The organism is Streptomyces sp. LUP30 (genome assembly GCF_001746365.1).
Taxonomy (GTDB): domain Bacteria; phylum Actinomycetota; class Actinomycetes; order Streptomycetales; family Streptomycetaceae; genus Streptomyces.
In genome coordinates, this window is sequence record NZ_MJAJ01000012.1 from 121,236 (window position 1) to 140,108 (window position 18,873).

The following is an 18,873-nucleotide window of genomic DNA, read 5'->3' on the forward strand; positions in this document are numbered from 1 at the left end:
TCGGAAGAAACGTGGAGAACCTGATTGCGCTGCTGATCGCGGCGCCCCTGCTCGGAGCGGCCGTCCTGCTGGTCGGCGGCCGTCGGCTCGACGCCGTCGGCCAGTGGATCGGCACGCTCCTGTCGACCGTGTCCTTCGTGCTCGGTCTCGTCCTGTTCAGCGACCTGCTGGGCAGGAGCGCCGAGGACCGGACGCTGACGCAGCACCTGTTCAGCTGGATCCCGGTCGAGGGATTCCAGGCGGACGTCGGCTTCCGCCTCGACCAGTTGTCGATGACGTTCGTGCTGCTGATCACGGGCGTCGGCTCGCTGATCCACCTGTACTCGGTCGGGTACATGGAGCACGACGAGCGGCGCCGCCGCTTCTTCGGCTATCTGAACCTGTTCCTCGCGGCGATGCTGTTGCTCGTCCTCGCCGACAACTACCTTCTGCTGTACGTCGGCTGGGAGGGCGTGGGTCTCGCGTCCTACCTGCTCATCGGCTTCTGGCAGCACAAGCCCAGCGCCGTGACCGCCGCGAAGAAGGCCTTCCTGGTCAACCGCGTGGGCGACATGGGCCTGTCCATCGCCATCATGCTGATGTTCACCACCTTCGGCACGTTCGCCTTCGGCCCGCTGCTCGGAGCGGAGGGACAGCCCGGCATCGCCGGTGACGCCTCGGAGGGCAAGCTCACGGCCATCGCCCTGATGCTGCTGCTCGCCGCCTGCGGCAAGTCCGCCCAGGTACCCCTGCAGTCCTGGCTCGGGGACGCCATGGAGGGCCCGACTCCGGTCTCGGCCCTCATCCACGCCGCCACGATGGTGACCGCGGGCGTGTACCTGATCGTCCGGTCCGCCGCGATCTTCAACGGGGCTCCCGACGCGCAACTGGTCGTCACCGTCGTCGGTGCGGTCACCCTCCTGTTCGGTGCGATCGTCGGTTGCGCGAAGGACGACATCAAGAAGGCGCTGGCCGGCTCGACCATGTCGCAGATCGGCTACATGGTGCTGGCCGCGGGCCTCGGCCCCATCGGCTACGTCTTCGCGATCATGCACCTGGTGACGCACGGCTTCTTCAAGGCCGGTCTGTTCCTCGGCGCCGGTTCGGTCATGCACGGCATGAACGACGAGGTCGACATGCGCAAGTACGGCGGCCTGCGGAAGTACATGCCCGTCACCTTCGTCACCTTCGGCCTCGGCTACCTCGCCATCATCGGCTTCCCCGGGCTGTCCGGCTTCTTCTCCAAGGACAAGATCATCGAGGCGGCGTTCGCCAAGGGCGGCGCCGAGGGCTGGATCCTCGGCGGCTGCGCCCTGCTCGGCGCGGCCATCACCGCGTACTACATGACGCGCGTGATGCTGATGACGTTCTTCGGCGAGGAGCGTTGGAAGAACCAGCCCACCCGCTCGCCCGAGGCGCCCAGCGCGGAGCCCGCGGCCGAGCACCAGGGCGAGCACACGGAACCCCACCCGCACGAGTCGCCCAAGGTCATGACAATCCCGATGATCGTGCTGGCGTTCGGGTCGGTCTTCGCGGGCGGGTTCTTCAGCATCGGCGACCGCTTCCTGCACTGGCTGGAGCCCGTCACCGGGCACAGCGAGGGCGACTCGCCGCTCAGCGTGGCGACGGTCACGGGAGCGACCATGGTCTGCCTGGTCATCGGCGTCGGCATCGCCTACGCCCAGTACGGCCGCCGTCCCGTCCCCGCCGTCGCCCCGCGCGGGTCGCTGCTCACCCGGGCCGCCCGGCGGGACCTGCTCCAGGACGACTTCAACCACGTCGTCCTGGTGCGCGGCGGCGAGCACCTCACGCGCTCCCTGGTCTACGTCGACCACACCCTGGTCGACGGCGTCGTCAACGGCACGGCGGCCTCGGTCGGCGGCCTCTCCGGGCGGCTGCGCCGGCTGCAGAACGGCTTCGCGCGGTCGTACGCGGTCTCGATGTTCGGCGGTGCGGCGCTCCTCGTCGCCGCGACCCTGCTGATGAGGGCGGTCTGATACCGATGTCCTTTCCTCTGCTGACAGCGACGGCTGCGCTCCCCGCGATCGGGGCGGTCGCCACGGCCGCCGTCCCGGCCGCCCGGCGCAACGCCGCCAAAGCCCTGGCCCTGGTGTTCTCCCTCGCGACGCTGGCCCTGGCGATCGTCGTCCTGGTCCGCTTCGACCCGGGCGGCAGCCGCTACCAGCTCACCGAATCCCACTCCTGGATCAAGGACTTCGGGGTCAGGTACGAGCTGGGCGTGGACGGCATCGGGGTCGCGCTCGTCGCCCTGACGGCGCTGCTGATCCCGTTCGTCATCCTCGCGGGCTGGCACGACGCCGACCCGCTGGAGACGGGCAACAAGCGCTGGCGGCCGACACAGGGCTTCTTCGCCCTGATCCTGGCCGTCGAGGCGATGGTGATCCTCTCCTTCGAGGCCACCGACGTCTTCCTCTTCTACATCTTCTTCGAAGCCATGCTCATCCCGATGTACTTCCTCATCGGCGGCTTCGGGGACCGGGCCCACGAGCACGGCGAGGAGGTGGCGTCCACGCAACGGTCGTACGCGGCCGTGAAGTTCCTCCTGTACAACCTGGTCGGCGGTCTGATCATGCTGGCCGCGGTGATCGGCCTGTACGTGGTCGCGGGGAACTTCTCGCTCACGGAGATCGCCCAGGCCCGCGCCGACGGCACGCTCCACATGGCGACGAGCACGGAACGCTGGCTGTTCCTCGGGTTCTTCTTCGCCTTCGCGGTGAAGGCGCCGCTGTGGCCGCTGCACACCTGGCTGCCCAACGCCATGGGCGAGGCCACCACCCCGGTCGCCGTCCTCATCACGGCGGTCGTCGACAAGGTGGGCACCTTCGCGATGCTCCGCTTCTGCCTCCAGCTCTTCCCGGAGGCCAGCAAGTGGGCGACGCCCGTCATCCTCGTCCTCGCGGTGATCAGCATCGTCTACGGTGCGCTGCTGGCCGTCGGTCAGCGGGACATCAAGCGGCTGGTGGCGTACGCGTCGATCTCGCACTTCGGGTTCATCATCCTGGGCATCTTCGCGATGACCAGTCAGGGCCAGTCGGGCGCGACGCTGTACATGGTCAACCACGGCATCTCGACGGCCGCGCTGATGCTGGTCGCCGGATTCCTGATCTCGCGGCGCGGCTCGCGGCTCATCGCCGACTACGGGGGAGTGCAGAAGGTCGCCCCGGTGCTCGCCGGCACCTTCCTGATCGGTGGCCTGGCGACGCTGTCGCTGCCGGGACTCGCGCCCTTCGTGAGCGAGTTCCTCGTCCTGGTCGGCACGTTCGCGCGCTACCCGGCGATCGGCATCGTCGCCACCCTCGGCATCGTGCTCGCCGCTCTCTACACGCTCGTGCTCTACCAGCGGACGATGACCGGCCCGGTGAAGCCCGAGGTCTCCGCGATGCCTGACCTGCGCGCGCGGGAGCTCGTGGTCGTCACCCCGCTGATCGTGCTGTTGATCTTCCTGGGCGTCTACCCGAAGCCCGTCACCGACATCGTGAACCCGGCGGTCAAGCAGACGCTGTCCGACGTACACAAGAAGGACCCCAAGCCCGAGGTGGAGGCGGCCAAGTGAGCGCATCAGCCGTCCACAGCCTGTGGACAACGGCGGCAACTGCGGCCGACCCGATCACGAAGATCGACACGCCGAAGATCGAATACGGGCAGCTGTCGCCCACCCTGATCGTCGTGGGCGCGGCGATCGTCGGGGTGCTGGTCGAGGCGTTCGTGCCGCGCAAGTACCGCTACTACGCCCAACTCATCCTGTCCGCCGCCGCGTTGATCGTCGCGTTCGTCGCGGTGGTCGCGCTGGCGACGCACGGCTACGGCACCACGAAGGCGCGCATCGCGGCCATGGGCGCGATCGCCGTCGACGGACCGGCCCTCTTCCTCCAGGGCACGATTCTGCTCGCCGCCCTGGTCGGCCTGTTCACCTTCGCCGAACGGCACCTCGACCCCGAGGCGCACGGAGCCCGGGTCGACTCCTTCGCCGCCCAGGCGGCCTCCGTGCCCGGCAGCGAGAGCGAACAGGCCGCGGTCAAGGCCGGGTTCACCACGACCGAGGTCTTCCCGCTGCTGCTGTTCGCGGTCGCGGGGATGCTGGTCTTCCCATCGGCCAACGACCTGCTGACGCTCTTCATCGCCCTGGAAGTCTTCTCGCTGCCCCTGTACCTCCTGTGCGCGCTGGCCCGCCGCAAGCGGCTCATGTCGCAGGAGGCCGCGGTCAAGTACTTCCTCCTCGGCGCGTTCGCCTCCGCGTTCACCCTCTTCGGCATCGCCCTGCTGTACGGCTACGCGGGCTCCGTGTCGTACGGGACCATCGCGCAGGTCGTCGACGGCTCCGTCCAGAACGTGAACCCGGCGCTCGCCGACACCATGGGCAACGACGCGCTGCTCCTCGTCGGCGCCGCGATGATCGTCATGGGCCTGCTGTTCAAGGTGGGCGCGGTGCCGTTCCACATGTGGACCCCCGACGTCTACCAGGGGGCGCCCACCCCGGTCACCGGCTTCATGGCCGCGGCGACCAAGGTGGCCGCCTTCGGCGCTCTGCTGCGCCTCCTCTACGTGGTCCTGCCCGGGCTGCGCTGGGACTGGCGGCCGGTCATGTGGGGCGTCGCGATCATCACGATGCTGGGCGGCGCGATCGTCGCGATCACGCAGACGGACATCAAGCGGCTGCTGGCGTACTCGTCCATCGCGCACGCCGGATTCATCCTCGCCGGCGTCATCGCGACCACCCCGGACGGCGTCTCGTCGGTCCTCTTCTACCTGGCGGCGTACTCGTTCGTGACGATCGGCGCGTTCGCCGTGGTCACCCTCGTGCGCGACGCCGGCGGAGAGGCGACCCACCTGTCCAAGTGGGCGGGGCTCGGGCGCAGGTCGCCCCTGGTGGCGGCCGTGTTCGCGGTCTTCCTGCTGGCCTTCGCCGGCATCCCGCTGACCTCCGGGTTCGCCGGGAAGTTCGCCGTCTTCAAGGCGGCGGCGGAGGGCGGCGCGGCCCCGCTGGTCGTGGTCGGCGTGATCTCCTCGGCGATCGCCGCCTTCTTCTACATCCGGGTCATCGTGCTGATGTTCTTCAGCGAGCCGAGGCCCGACGGTCCGACCGTCGCCGTTCCCTCGGCGCTGACGGTGATGGCGATCGGCGTGGGAGTGGCGGTCACGCTGGTGCTCGGCGTGGCGCCGCAGTACTTCCTGGACCTGGCGAACCAGGCGGGAGTGTTCGTGCGCTGAACCGCGACGCTGCGACCTGCGGCCGGTTCGCACGGTGGGCCCGGTTCCCGGAAGGGGAGCCGGGCCCACCCGCGTCCACCGGCTCCGGCCCGGCGGTCGGATTCCCGGCCGCCACGCAGCGTCACCGGAAAGAGCCTGTGGATAACTCCGGCGCTGTCAGTCCGGACCCCTATCGTGGAGGCAGTGGTCGAGGGACGACGTACGGGGGACCAGTCGATGGGCGGGACGGGCGGGATCAGCGAGATGACAGGTATCACCGGGACACCGGAGCGGACCGACAGCGAGGCACTGGCCACGCTGCACCGGGTCTTCGGATACGACGCCTTCCGCGGCGAGCAGGAAGCGGTCATCGAACACGTGGTGGCCGGCGGGGACGCGGTCGTCCTCATGCCCACCGGCGGCGGCAAGTCGCTGTGCTACCAGATCCCCGCCCTGGTCAGACCCGGCACGGGCATCGTCGTCTCCCCGCTGATCGCGCTGATGCAGGACCAGGTGGACGCGCTGCGGGCGCTCGGCGTCAACGCCGGGTTCATGAACTCCACGCAGGACTTCGACGAGCGGCGTGTGGTCGAGGCCGAGTTCCTCGCGGGAGAGCTGGACCTGCTCTACCTGGCGCCGGAGCGCCTGCGGCTGCAGTCCACCCTCGACCTGCTCTCCCGCGGCAAGATCGCGGTGTTCGCGATCGACGAGGCGCACTGTGTGTCCCAGTGGGGCCACGACTTCCGCCCCGACTACCTCGCCCTCTCCCTGCTCGGTGAGCGCTGGCCGGACGTCCCGCGGATCGCCCTCACCGCGACGGCCACCCGTGCCACGCACCAGGAGATCACCCAGCGGCTGAACATGCCGGCGGCCCGGCACTTCGTGGCGAGCTTCGACCGGCCCAACATCCAGTACCGGATCGTGCCGAAGGCCGATCCCAAGAAGCAGCTCCTGAGCTTTCTGCGCGAGGAGCACGCGGGCGACGCGGGCATCGTCTACTGCCTCTCGCGCAACTCCGTGGACAAGACGGCCGAGTTCCTCTCCCGCAACGGCGTCGAGGCCGTGCCCTACCACGCGGGTCTGGACGCGGGCACCCGCGCGGCACACCAGTCCCGGTTCCTCCGGGAGGAGGGCCTGGTCGTCTGCGCGACCATCGCGTTCGGCATGGGCATCGACAAGCCGGACGTCCGCTTCGTCGCCCACCTCGACCTGCCCAAGTCGATCGAGGGCTACTACCAGGAGACGGGGCGTGGCGGACGCGACGGCCTGCCCTCCACCGCGTGGATGGCCTACGGCCTCAACGACGTCATCCAGCAGCGCAAGCTGATCCAGACCGGTGAGGGCGACGAGGCCTTCCGCCGGCGGGCCGGCGCCCACCTGGAGGCGATGCTCGCGCTGTGCGAGACCGTCCAGTGCCGCCGCGGACAGCTCCTCGCCTACTTCGGTCAGGAACCCGACGCGGCGGGCTGCGGCAACTGCGACACCTGCCTCACCCCGCCGGAGACCTGGGACGGCACCGTCGCGGCCCAGAAAGTGCTGTCGACCATCGTGCGACTGCAGCGGGAGCGCGGTCAGAAGTTCGGCGCGGTGCAGATCGTCGACATCCTGATGGGCAAGCGCACGGCGAAGGTGATCCAGTTCGACCACGACCAGCTGTCGGTGTTCGGCATCGGCGAGGAGCTCGGCGAGGGCGAGTGGCGCGGAGTCGTGCGGCAGTTGCTGGCCCAGGGGCTGCTCGCGGTCGAGGGGGAGTACGGCACCCTGGTGCTGACGGAGGCCAGCGGGGCCGTGCTGCGCCGGGAGCGGGACGTCCCGCTGCGCAAGGAGCCGAAGAAGCCGGTGACGTCGAAGGCGTCGGGCTCCTCCTCGTCCGGCCGCGGCAAGGGCAAGGCCGTCGTGGCCGAGCTGCCCGAGACGTTGCTGCCCGCCTTCGAGGCGCTGCGCGCCTGGCGCGCCGAGCAGGCCCGTGAGCAGGGCGTTCCGGCGTACGTCATCTTCCACGACGCGACGCTGCGGGAGATCGCCACGGCGTGGCCGACGTCGGTGGACCAGCTCGGCGGCGTCAGCGGCGTCGGCGAGAAGAAGCTGGTGACGTACGGGGAAGGCGTCATCGCGGTCCTGGCCTCGCTGGGCGGCCCACCGGACACGGCCGCCGCACCCACCGCCGCGGACGCCGGTCCCGAAGCCGACGCCCGCGCCCACGCGGATCCGGGCGATCCGGACCTCTGGCCCGAGATGGACGCGGAGCCGGAGCCCGAGGACTGGATATAGCCGACCGGTCTCACAGGGCCCGCGTCGCGTAGGCCCTGACGTCCGCGTCGGTGTCCGTCGTGGCCGTGGCGAGGGCCGCCCGGGCGGCTTCCGAGCCACGGTGCCGGGTCAGGGCAAGGACGGAGGCCTTGCGGACGTCGGCGTTCGGGTCGGCCAGGGCCTTGGCCAGGACGGGGACGGCCGTGTCGGCGTGGGCCACGGACAGCGCGGTGGCGGCGCCGGCCCGCACCTGCCAGGCCGGGTCGGACAGCGCGGTCACGGCCCGGGCGGCGAGCGGCGCCGGGCAGCCGGTGGCGCCCAACGCGCCGTAGGCGGCGGCCCGCACGAGGGCATCCGGGTCGCCGACGAGAGCGACCAGCGCCGTGTGCACGGCGTCGGGCTCGGCAGCGCCGCCCGCGTCGGCGCCCACCACGGTATGGGGCCCGGTGGCGGGAGCGCGGTCGTCGCCCTGGGCGGAGCCGGTCGACGGACCTTCGTCGGGACCGTCGTTCAGGGCGCTGTCCGGGCCGTCGTCCGGGGTGTTGTCCCGGCTGTCGTCCGGGGTGTCGCCGAGGCGGCCGGCGGCCACGGTGGCCAGGGACTTGGCGATCGTGACGCGGACCTCACGGGACGGGTCGAGGGTGGCCGCCCGGGCCAGCTCGTCGGCGGCGTCGACGGAGACCAGGGCGCGGACGGCCTCGATGCGGACGGCGATGTCGGCGTCGGTGAGGGCGCCGGCGAACAGGACGGCGTCACCGAGGCGCAGGGCGCGCAGCACGTCCAGGGCCGCGGCGCGGACCACGGGGTCGGACTCGGCCAGCGCGGCGGCGAGCCCGTCCCGCAGGGCGGGTTCGGGCGGCAGGGTCTCGACGAGCTCCCGAAGCGAGGCCGCGGCGGTGGCCCGTACCTCCGCCGCGGTGTCGCGCAGCGCGGCGGCGAGCGCGGGGCCGGTGCCCGACGGCACCGTCTCGGTGAGGACGGCGACCGCCTCACGCCGGACGGCGGGCGTCGGGTCGGTCAAGTAGGAGAGCAGTGCGTCGAGTTCGGGCTCCTCCTCGGCGAGGGCCACGAGTTCGAGGAGACGGGAGGAGGACCGGAGGGAGGAGGACGGCTCGGGGTCGGGCCCGGACGGCGAAGCCGCCGAGGCGCCGCCCGCCCCCGGGACAGCCGCGCCGGAGAGCGCTTCGACGCCGGCGGCGACGGGCGCCACGTCCCGTGATCCGGCCGTGGCCACGTCCTCGGGGTGGACCTCGCCGATATGCCGTGAGGGACCGCCGACGGGGCTGAACTCGTCGACCGGAACCAGATAGGGAGCCACGGGTCTGGCCGTGAACTCCATCGCACCGGAGGGGGACTTGTGCAGGTCGAGGTGGTGGAACCAGGAGTCGTCGTCGCGACGGGGGTGGTCGAGACGGTCGTGGTAGAGGCCCCAGCGGGACTCGGTGCGGGCCAGGGAGGCGCGCGCGGCCATCTCCGCGCAGTCGCGGATGAAGGTGACCTCGGCGCAGCGCATCAGCTCGTGCGGGGTGCGGGCGCCCATCTCGGCGATGTCGTCCCGCATCCGTTCGAAGGACTCCAGGGCCAGCGACAGCCGGGCGCCCGACTTCGGCGGGGCCACGTAGTCGTTCACGAAGCGACGCAGCTTGTATTCGACCTGGGGCTGCGGCGGGCCGTCGGGGTTGCGCAGCGGGCGGTAGATCAGCTCGTGCGCCTCGCGCAGCTGGTCGGCGGGCAGTTCACCGTCGTACGCCGTGTACCGAGCCGCGTCCGCGCCCGCGAGGTCGCCGAAGACGAACGCGCCGATCATGTAGTTGTGCGGGACACAGGCCAGGTCGCCGGCCGCGTACAGACGGGGGACGGTCGTGCGGGCGTGCTCGTCCACCCGCACGCCCGAGGCCGAGTGGCCGCCGCACAGGCCGATCTCCGAGATGTGCATCTCGATGTCGTGGGTGCGGTAGTCGTGGCCGCGACCGGAGTGGAAGGTGCCCCGGGTCGGCCGTTCGGTGGAGTGCAGGATCGACTCCAGGGAGCTGAGCGACTCCTCGGGCAGGTGGCTCAGCTTCAGGTAGACGGGCCCGCGGTCGCTCGCGACCTCCGCCGCGAACTCGGCCATCATCTGCCCCGACCAGTAGTCGGAGTCGACGAAGCGCTCGCCGTGCCGGTTGACCTGGTAGCCGCCGAAGGGATTGGCGACATAGGCGCAGGCGGGGCCGTTGTAGTCCTTGATCAACGGGTTGATCTGGAAGCACTCGATGCCGGTCAGCTCGGCGCCCGCGTGATAGGCCATGGCGTAGCCGTCGCCGGCGTTGGTGGGGTTCTCGTACGTGCCGTACAGGTAGCCGGAGGCGGGCAGCCCGAGGCGGCCGCAGGCGCCGGTCGCGAGGACGATCCCGCCCGCGCGGACGGTGACGAACCGCCCGGTGCGGGTGTTGAAGCCGACCGCGCCGATGGCGCGCCCGTCCTCGGGCGAGGTCAGCACCCGCACCGGCATCACCCGGTTCTCGATGCGGATCCGCTCCCGCATCTCGCGCCGCCGCAACTGCCGGTACAGGACCTTCTTGACGTCCTTGCCCTCCGGCATGGGCAGCACGTAGGAGCCGGAGCGGTGGACCTGGCGGACCGCGTAGTCGCCGTGCTCGTCCTTCTCGAACTTCACGCCGTACGACTCCAGCCGCTGCACCATGGCGAAGCCGCGGGTGGCGGTCTGGCGGACGGTGGCCTGGTCGACGATGCCGTCGTTGGCGCGGGTGATCTCGGCGACGTAGTCGTCGGGCTCGGCACGGCCGGGGACGACCGCGTTGTTGACGCCGTCCATGCCCATCGCGAGCGCCCCGGAGTGGCGCACGTGGGCCTTTTCCAGGAGCAGCACGTCGGCGCCGCGCTCGGCGGCGGTCAGGGCCGCCATGGTGCCGGCGGTGCCGCCGCCGATGACGAGGACGTCGCAGGTCAGCTCCTCGGCGTCGCCGAGCGCGGGGATCTGCACAGGGGTGTCCACCGGGGTGCCTTTCAGGTGCTCAGTGAGGTCAGGACGGCCCGCCGCAGGGCCACGCGCGCGGGGTCGTCGTGGGCGGCGCGGTCGCGTGGGCGCGGCACGTCCCGTACGGCGACGAGGCGGCCCTCACCGAGGAGCGCCACGCGGTCGCCGAGGAAGAGGGCCTCGTCCACGTCGTGGGTGACGAAGACGACGGTCGCGCCGGTGCCGCGCAGCACTTCCACCAGCAGGTCCTGCATGCCGGCGCGGGTCTGGGCGTCGAGGGCGCCGAACGGTTCGTCCATGAGGACGGCGCGCGGGCCCGCGGCGAGGGCCCGGGCCAGTTGTGCGCGCTGGCGCTGGCCGCCCGAGACGCGGTGCGGCAACTGCCGCGCGCGGTCGGCGAGTCCGACGCGCTCGAGCCAGTCCGCGGCCTGCTTCCTGCGGTCCGTGCGCGGCGTGCCCTGGATGGCGAGGGGGAGTTCGACGTTGGCCAGCAGGGTGCGCCAGGGGAGGAGCGCGTCCTCCTGGAAGACGAGCGCGCGGTCCGCGGCAGGGCCCCCGATCGGCCGGCCGTCCTGCTCCACGGAACCCGCCAGCGCGGGCAGCAGCCCGGCCAGGGTGCGCAGCAGCGTCGACTTGCCGCAGCCGGAGGGGCCGACGACGGTGAGGATCTGGCCGGGCGGGACGTCGAGGTCGACGCCGGCCAGTGCGGCGGCGTCGGGGCGGCCGAGGGTGGCGGCCCGCAGGGTGAGCCGGGTGCCGCGCACGGCGGCCCCGGCGTCCTGGCCCGCGGCTCGGCCGGTGGTACGGCCGGTGGTTCGGCCGGTGGTCGGTCCGACGGATGTGCCGCTGGGCGTTCCGGACGTCTCACGGGTCTCAGACGAGGTGCTCATCGCGCGCCTCCTCGGGGTCGGTTCCGGTGGGGACGGCGGCGGGGGCCGCCGGCGCCGGAGCGGCCGGCTGCGGGCGGGGCGTCCGGGGCCGGCCGGAGGGGACGTACGACGTGCGGGGCAGCCAGCGGGTCAGCCGTCGGCCCAGGAGTTCCACGGCCGTGGAGGTGGCCCAGCCGAGCACGCCGATCGTGACCATGCCGACGAACACGCCCGGGTAGTCGACGACCGTGTAGTCCTGCCAGGTGCGGTAGCCGACGCCGTACTGGCCGGAGATCATCTCGGCGGAGATCACACAGATCCACGAGACGCCGAGGCCGACCGAGAGACCTCCGAAGATGCCGGGCAGCGCGCCCGGCAGCACCACCGAGCCGAGGATCCGCCACCGGCCGCCGCCCATGGTGCGCACCGCCTCCTCCCAGCCGGGGGCCAGCGCGCGGACCGCGTGCCGGGTGGAGACCATGACGGGGAAGAAGGCGGCGGTGAAGGTGATGAAGACGATGCCCTGCTCGTTGGAGGGGAAGAGCAGGATCGCGACGGGGACCAGGGCGATCGCGGGGATGGGGCGGACGACTTCGAGGATCGGCCCGAGCAGGTCCTCCGCGAGCCGCGAGCGTGCCACGAGCACGCCCGTGGCGACGCCCACGACGGCGGCGAGGAGGAAGCCGGTGAGGATGCGGGTGAGGCTGTCGGTGAGGTCGGTCCAGTAGTCGTCGCCGGCCAGGCGGTCGGCGAAGGTGCGGGCCACGTCCGCGACCGTGGGGAACTGCGAGAAACGCAGCCACAGGTCGACGTTCAGGCTGGTCAGCAGCTGCCACAGACCGAGGGCGGCCGCCACCGACGCCGCCCGCAGCGCATACCGGCTCACGACGCACGCCCCAGGGCGTCGGCGTATGTGACGACCCGGGAGCCGCCGTGGGCGTCGGCGTAGGCCTGCGCGGTCGCCGGGGCGACGAACGGCAGGAGCGTCGTGCCGTCGGCCACCCAGACGGCCTTGTCGGCGAACCACAGCGTGCCGGTGGTGGCGTCGGGGACGTAGGCGGCGCGGATGCCGTCCTTGTGCAGGGCGACGTAGGCCAGCAGCGCGGCCGGAGTCGCGAAGGAGCGGGTCTGCGTGGCGCCCTTGGGCCACACCTCGCTCGCGGCGGGCGCCGGTGCGGCGGCGAGCTCGCGGGCGTAGGACGGGCCGAGCGCCTTCTTCAGGTAGCCGTCGTCGACGAAGGAGTCCACGTCGACGTCTCCGGTCAGTTTCGCCGCCTTCAGGATCGACACGTCCTCCTTGAGCGCGGAGACGAGCCGGGGCTTGACGGCCGTGTCGAAGGTGGAGATGCCGTGCGCGCCGTTGTAGAGGTAGACGACCTCGGCGGGCAGGCCGGTGGCCCTGGCGACGCTCTCGGCGGCCGCCACGGGGTGCTCGTTCAGGTAGTCCGTGGCCTGCGCCTGGGCCTTCAGGAACGCCTCCAGCACCGTCGGGCGGTTCTTCGCGAAGTCCTCGCGGGCGGTCACGCCGTGGAAGGTGGGCAGGTCGAGCTGGGCGCCGTCGTAGAGGGCCTTCGCCTTGCCCTGGTAGGTCAGCAGACCGGGCCAGGCGACGAACTGCGAGAGGGCGTCGGCGCTGCCCGCGGAGAGCGCCGACGCGCCGACGGCGGGCTGCTGGTTGAGCTTCTCGATGCCCTTGTCGGGGTCGATGCCGGCACGCTGCAGGGCGCGGACCAGGGTGCCGTCGGCGGCGGAGCCCACGCTCGTGGAGACCTTCCGGCCCTTGAGGTCGTCGAGCGAGGCGAGCTTCGAGTCGGGCGCCGTGACGATGGTGTTGAGGCCGCCGCGCAGGTTGTAGCCGGTGACCGACACCAGGTGGGTGGGCTTGCCGAGTTGCCGGCCGCGGGCCGCGTTGATGAGGAGCGGGAAGTCGCCCATCGAGCCGATGTCGATCTTCCCCGCGGTCATCTGGGCGGTGATGGGGGCGCCGGTGGCGTAGTCCTGCCAGTCCACCTTGTAGGTCCTGCCGTCGCCGAGGGCGTTCAGCTGCTTCTCGAAGTAGCCGAGGGAGCGCAGGAGGGTGCCTGCGGTGACCGTGTTGATGGTCTTGGACTGGTAGCCGACGGTGACGGTGACCGTGGAGCCGCTACCTGCCTGGGCGCTGCCGCATCCGGCGAGGGGAAGCAGAAGGAGGGCGGCGGACGCGGCGGCTGTTCGGGGTTTCATCGGGGTTCGGGCCTTTCACCGGAGCAGGTAGGGCATGTTGACCGTGACGGCTCCGGTGGGACAGCGGGCCGCGCACGGGCCGCAGTACCAGCACTCGTCGACGTGCATGTAGGCCTTGCCGTTGCTCTCGTCGATGGCGAGGGAGTCCAGCGGGCACATGTCCACGCACAGGGTGCAGCCGTCGATGCACTTCGACTCGTCGATGGTCACGGGCACGTCGGCCCGCTGGGGCGCCAGGGTCATGGCTGTCTCCAGAGAAGTCCCGGGAAAGGGTTCAGAGCGAGCGGTGGAGCAGACCGCCCATCGAGATGCGGTCACCGCGGAAGCGGATGAACTCCAGGTCCACCGGGCGGCCGTCGGCGAGGTGGGTGAGGCGTTCGAGCATCAGGAGGGCCGCGCCGCGCGGCGCCTCCAGGACGGCGGCGGAGTGGGCGTCCGCGGTCACGGCCTCCAGGGTGATCTCGGCGTGGCCGAGACGCTGCCCGGTGAGGGCCTCCAGGAGCCGGAAGACATCGGTGTTCTCCAGGTCGGCGCCGAGCAGGTCGGCGCCGAGGTCGAGCGGGATGTAGGTGAGGTCGAGGGAGAGGGGGACGCCGCCCAGCCGGCGCAGGCGTTCGATGTAGAGGACGTCGGCGCCGGGCTGGACGTGGAGGCGGTCGGCGACCGGGGCGGGCGCGGCGACGGGGCCCATCGTGCGGACCTCGTTGGTCACCTGTCCGTGCTCGTGCAGGGTCTCCGCGAGGCCCATCAGGCGGTCCAGACCGTGCGGGTACTTCTGCGCCACGACGACCGTGCCGACGCCGGGCAGACGTTCCACCAGGCCCTCCGCGCGCAGCAGGTCGAGTGCCTGCCGGACGGTGTTGCGGGAGGCGCGGTAGTCGCCGGCGAGCGTCGACTCGTGGGGGAGCGTGCCCGCCGGGAAGCCGCCGGTGAGCAGCTGGCGGCGCAGGATGTCGGCGAGCTGACGGGCCTGGTCCGCGCGCAGCCGACGGCGCGCACGGTGGGCGGCGACGGTGGTCGCGCCCTGGCCGGCGTGCTCTCGGATGCGGTCGCTGGATGGCATGGTTCGAACCATAGCGAGAAGGTAGGGAAAGCAGTGTTGCCAGAGTGTTGCGCCACCTGTGGGGACGTCAGATAGCCGGCTGACCTGCTAAAACGTGTGGTCGACGAGCAAGATCTGCCAGCTCAGGACAGCGCGGCCAGGCCGGGGACGAACGTGATCAGCAGGGGCAGCAGGGGCACCATCGCGGCCGCCGTGGTCGTCAGCGCGCGCTGTCTGCGCAGCAGGCGTGGCGGCGGCTGGAGAAGGCGGTCGACGCGCTCTCCGAGGAGACGGCGGCTGGAGGCGCAGGAGAGCACGCCCCGGTGCTGGTTCAGCTCGATGAGGGCCAGCGCCGTCGTCAGATGACCGCAGCGGCGCGACGCCGTGTCGTCGGCGGCGAGTTCGACCAGGCGGTGGGTCTGGTCGCAGAAGTGGGCGAAGAGCGGGATGCGGGGGAAGCCGGTGGCCAGGGCGGTGGACAGATGGAGCAGCCAGTCGTGGTGGGCGCGGGCGTGGCCGCGCTCATGGGTGAGGACGGCGTCCAGCTGGTGGGAGGTGAGGCGGTGCAGGGCGCCGGTCGTGACGATCAACTGGGCCGGGCTGCCGGGCATCCACCAGGCGTCGGGGTACTCGTCCTCCAGGACGAGGAGCGGGCCGCGGGCCGACGGCAGGCCGGCCGGGAGGTCGGGGGCGCGTTCCCGCAGCAGCGCCCTGGCCCGGCCGCGACGCCGGCGCGCCTCGAACAGCTCGCGGGCCAGCATCGCGGTGGTCCAGGCGGCCCCGCAGGCCAGCAGCAGGGTCAGCGCCGCCGACCACAGCGGTGCGGCCGACAGGTCGTACGCCTCGGTGACCGAGGGCGGCGCGGGCGCGAAAACCCGCGCGCGGACGGTGTGGAAGACAGCCGCGGCGCCCAGCACCAGGGCGGTCAGGCAGCACAGCAGGACCGTGGCGACCAGGCACTGCCACACCCACAGTCCCACCACCGGCTCCCGCTCGGGCCAGGCGGACCGGGTGAGAGCACGCGGGACCGGCACAGCGGCCGTCAGGGCGACGACGCTCAGCAGGAGCAGGCAGAGAGTCATGCCGCGGGCTCCGGATCCTGGTCGGGAAGGGGCGTGCCGGTCGCGCGCGGGTCGTACCGCCCACTCGCGTGCGCGCGGTTCCGCCACGGGCGGCGGGCTCGGCCCGAGGACCGTGCCCCTCGCCAGTATGACGGCGGTTACCCCTGGAGTCAGCCCACGACGACGCTCCGATTCAGCCCCGGCGGGGCCCCGGGTGCCGCCCGATCGCCGCGGCTGCCCGGCCCCCCCCGGTGCTGCCCCGACACCCGTGTCGTCCGGTGGCCTGTGCCGTCGGGCTGCCGGGCCGCCGGTGTCGTCCGGTCGCCTGTGCCGTCGAGCCGTCGAGCCGTCGAGCCGTCGAGCCGTCGAGCCGTCGGGCCGTCGGGCCGTCGAGCCGCCTGGCACGCTGGGCGCGCGGGCGGCGGCTGGTCTTCGGAGCCGTCGCCCGACGCCCGACCCGGGGGCAGGGGGCACCCATCCCGGGGAGCACCCTCCCTGTCGCCGTACTCGGGGAGCACCCTGCCTGTCGCCGTACTCGGGGAGCACCTTCCTGTCGCCGTGGCACGGGGAGCGTTCGCCCTGTCGACCGACCACCGGGGGAGCGCTCGCCGGGGGCGCGGCCGGCGATCACGCGCCCGGTCGCCTCACTCGGGGATCACCCGCCCGCTCACCTCGCCCAGGCCCACCGGCACGCCGTCGGGGCCGGGGGCCCAGGCCGAAAGGGTCACCACGTCGCCGTCCTCGAGGAACGTCCGCTTGCCGTCGGGGAGTTCCAGCGGGTCGCGGCCGTTCCAGGTCAGCTCCAGCAGGGATCCGCGCTGGTCCGGCTCGGGGCCGCTCACCGTGCCCGAGCCGTACAGATCGCCGGTGCGCAGGGACGCGCCGTTGACGGTGAGGTGGGCGAGTTGCTGGGCGGCCGTCCAGTACATGGTGGCGAAGGGCGGCTCGGAGACCGTGTGACCGTTGAGGGCGACGGAGATCCGCAGGTCGTAGCCGGCAGGCTCGGCGGCCGTGTCGTCCAGGTAGGGGAGGAGGGCATGCGTGCGGGCCGGGGGCGCCACCCGCGCGTCGTCCAGCGCCTCCAGCGGAGTGATCCACGCCGAGACCGAGGTGGCGAACGACTTGGCGAGGAACGGCCCGAGGGGGACGTACTCCCACGCCTGGAGGTCACGGGCCGACCAGTCGTTGAGCAGGCACAGGCCGAACACATGCTCCCGGAAGTCGCTCATCGCGACCGTGCTGCCCTGCGGCGAGGGCACGCCGACCACGAAACCGACCTCGGCCTCGATGTCGAGCCGCACGGACGGGCCGAAGACGGGCGCCGGGTCGGCGGGCGCCTTGCGCTGCCCCGAGGGCCGCACCACGTCCGTGCCGGAGACGACGACCGTGCCGGACCGTCCGTGGTAACCGATCGGCAGATGCTTCCAGTTGGGCAGCAGGGTGTCGGCCGTGTCCGGGCGGAAGATCGCGCCGACGTTCCGGGCGTGGTGCTCGGAGGAGTAGAAGTCGACGTAGTCGGCGACCTCGAAGGGGAGGTGCAGCGTCACCGCGGAGAGGGGCCGGAAGAGCGGTTCGACGGTGGCCCGGTGCGACGGGCTCGTCACCCACTCCGTCAGCTCGCGACGCACCTGCGTCCAGACCGTACGGCCCGCCGCCAGCAGCGGGTTGAGGGTCGGCGCCGCGAGCAGCCCGGCGTGGGACGAGCCGAGCGCGCGAGCCGCGGCGCCCGCGTCGAGGACGTGGTCGCCCAGCCGGACGCCGACGGTCCGCTCCGCGGAGCCCGGCAGCGAGAAGACGCCGTACGGCAGGTTGTGCGGACCGAAGGGATCGCCCTCGGCAAGGTCGAAGGGGGGCATCGGGTACTGCCTCTCTTTCGTGCGCTCTGTGGTGCTCGCCAGATGTGCTCGCCAGGTGTGCTCGCCGGACGCCGGACGGATGCCGCACGGGTGCGCCGAGCCGGGCCACACGTTACGTCCGACCTGGGGAAAGCGACACGGTGGCGGGCCGTCGAGGCGGCCCGGACGGACGCGCTGTGCGCAGGGCCGCTCCCCGGGAGGGGCGGATTCGGCCGGTGTCCCGGTGCCGGCACCGCGCCCTCGGCACACGACCGTCACCCGCGCGCGGGGCCGGACCAGGGCCACGGTGTCGGCGAACTCCGGTTCCATGGAGGGGTTTCATGGAGGGGTTTCGCGAAGGTGCCGAAGTGGCGGGCAGTGCGCGTCACTTCGGTATATAGAGGTGCATGATGGGACCGAACGACACAGACCATTTCAACCGGTCCCTATCCGGCGGTGTGCCAGAAAGCCGCTCTTTGAGCCAGTCGTCAACCACCGTCAGTCAGCTGCCGAAGGGGAGTTGGCAGAACCGGACAGGACCTGGCCGCTGTTCGGTTCGCGTCGAACCCCAGGGGTACGCGGTCCGTATTCTCTGATCATGGCCGCACCCATTGCATATGCCGCGCGCACCGCGTACTCCCTCATCGCCACCGACCTGGACGGAACGCTGCTCCGCGGCGACGACACCTTCTCCGACCGGTCGCTCGACGCGCTCGCGCGGGTGGCGGCCGCCGGCGCACGCCACCTGGTGGTGACGGGACGCCCCGCGCCCCGCGTGCGGCCGCTGCTCGACCGCCTGCACAGCAGGGGGCTCGCGGTGTGCGGACAGGGCGCGCAGTTGTACGACGCCGGCGCGGACCGTCTGCTGTGGTCGGTCACCCTGGACCGGGAGCTGGCCGAGACCGCGCTCGGCAAGATCGAGGCGGAGGTCGGACAGCTGTACGCGGCCGTCGACCAGGACGGCGTCGACGGGCTGACGCTCATCGAGCCGGGTTACCGGATGCCGCACCCCACGCTGCCCGCCCTGCGCGTCGGTCGGCGCGACGACCTGTGGTGCGAGCCGATCAGCAAGGTGCTGTTGCGCCACCCCTTCCTGTCCGACGACGAGTTGGCGGCGACGGCCCGCTCGGTGGTCGGCTCGCTCGCCACCGTCACCATGTCGGGGCCGGGCACGGTGGAGCTCCAGCCGTGCGGGATCACCAAGGCGACGGGACTGGCGCTGGCCGCCGAACACCTGGGTCTGCGGCCCGAGGACACCGTCGCCTTCGGGGACATGCCCAACGACATCCCGATGTTCGACTGGGCGGCGCGCGGTGTCGCGATGGCCAACGCGCACCCGGAGCTCAAGGCGGTGGCCGACGAGGTCACGACGTCGAACGAGGACGACGGCGTGGCCGTCGTCCTCGAAAGACTGTTTCCGTGAGCCCGG

At 72.0% G+C, this 18,873-nt stretch carries 13 protein-coding genes; 5 read left to right on the top strand and 8 right to left on the bottom strand.

All coding sequences use genetic code 11. The features are described 5' to 3' along the window. Positions 1-11: 11 nt before the first annotated feature. From nuoL to recQ, 4 genes are all read left to right on the top strand, one after another. Positions 12-1,976, top strand: a complete 1,965-nt coding sequence (gene nuoL / locus BG482_RS13215) for an NADH-quinone oxidoreductase subunit L (RefSeq protein WP_069769181.1) — start codon at positions 12-14, stop codon at positions 1,974-1,976. 5 nt (positions 1,977-1,981) lie between these two features. Next, positions 1,982-3,553: an NADH-quinone oxidoreductase subunit M gene (locus BG482_RS13220; RefSeq protein ID WP_069769182.1), complete on the top strand. Its 1,572-nt coding sequence runs from the start codon at positions 1,982-1,984 to the stop codon at positions 3,551-3,553. Continuing rightward, a complete protein-coding gene (gene nuoN / locus BG482_RS13225; RefSeq protein WP_069769183.1) occupies positions 3,550-5,208 on the top strand; it encodes an NADH-quinone oxidoreductase subunit NuoN in 1,659 nt (552 codons plus the stop codon). Before BG482_RS13220 ends, nuoN begins: the two co-directional genes overlap by 4 nt. Positions 5,209-5,424: 216 nt before the next feature. Continuing rightward, complete coding sequence (recQ, locus tag BG482_RS13230; RefSeq protein WP_069769184.1) at positions 5,425-7,458, top strand: DNA helicase RecQ; 2,034 nt, start codon at positions 5,425-5,427, stop codon at positions 7,456-7,458. Between the two features lie 10 nt (positions 7,459-7,468). Here recQ and BG482_RS13235 read toward each other — a convergent pair whose 3' ends face one another. The 8 genes from BG482_RS13235 to fahA form a co-directional block, all read right to left on the bottom strand. Beyond that, the gene (locus BG482_RS13235; protein ID WP_176741364.1) at positions 7,469-10,432 is read right to left on the bottom strand and encodes a fumarate reductase/succinate dehydrogenase flavoprotein subunit; all 2,964 of its coding nucleotides are present in this window, start codon (positions 10,430-10,432) and stop codon (positions 7,469-7,471) included. An 11-nt stretch (positions 10,433-10,443) separates the two neighbouring features. Next, positions 10,444-11,304, bottom strand: a complete 861-nt coding sequence (locus BG482_RS13240) for an ABC transporter ATP-binding protein (RefSeq protein WP_107450523.1) — start codon at positions 11,302-11,304, stop codon at positions 10,444-10,446. Beyond that, the gene (locus tag BG482_RS13245) at positions 11,288-12,169 is read right to left on the bottom strand and encodes an ABC transporter permease (RefSeq protein ID WP_107450525.1); all 882 of its coding nucleotides are present in this window, start codon (positions 12,167-12,169) and stop codon (positions 11,288-11,290) included. Before BG482_RS13245 ends, BG482_RS13240 begins: the two co-directional genes overlap by 17 nt. Next, positions 12,166-13,506: an ABC transporter substrate-binding protein gene (locus BG482_RS13250; protein WP_069769186.1), complete on the bottom strand. Its 1,341-nt coding sequence runs from the start codon at positions 13,504-13,506 to the stop codon at positions 12,166-12,168. The genes BG482_RS13245 and BG482_RS13250 overlap by 4 nt, the downstream gene beginning before the upstream one ends. A 15-nt stretch (positions 13,507-13,521) precedes the next feature. Further along, a complete protein-coding gene (locus tag BG482_RS13255; protein ID WP_020130156.1) occupies positions 13,522-13,749 on the bottom strand; it encodes a ferredoxin family protein in 228 nt (75 codons plus the stop codon). 31 nt (positions 13,750-13,780) lie between these two features. Continuing rightward, a complete protein-coding gene (locus BG482_RS13260) occupies positions 13,781-14,569 on the bottom strand; it encodes a GntR family transcriptional regulator (RefSeq protein ID WP_069769187.1) in 789 nt (262 codons plus the stop codon). A gap of 122 nt (positions 14,570-14,691) precedes the next feature. Continuing rightward, positions 14,692-15,630, bottom strand: a complete 939-nt coding sequence (locus tag BG482_RS13265; RefSeq protein ID WP_069769188.1) for a M56 family metallopeptidase — start codon at positions 15,628-15,630, stop codon at positions 14,692-14,694. 623 nt (positions 15,631-16,253) lie between these two features. Next, positions 16,254-17,465 (bottom strand): fumarylacetoacetase, encoded by a 1,212-nt coding sequence (gene fahA, locus BG482_RS13270; protein WP_069769218.1) that lies wholly within the window; start codon positions 17,463-17,465, stop codon positions 16,254-16,256. 577 nt (positions 17,466-18,042) lie between these two features. Here fahA and BG482_RS13275 point away from each other — a divergent pair. Further along, on the top strand, positions 18,043-18,867 hold the full coding sequence (locus tag BG482_RS13275) for an HAD family hydrolase (protein ID WP_069769189.1): 825 nt from the start codon (positions 18,043-18,045) through the stop codon (positions 18,865-18,867). Positions 18,868-18,873 lie beyond the last annotated feature (6 nt).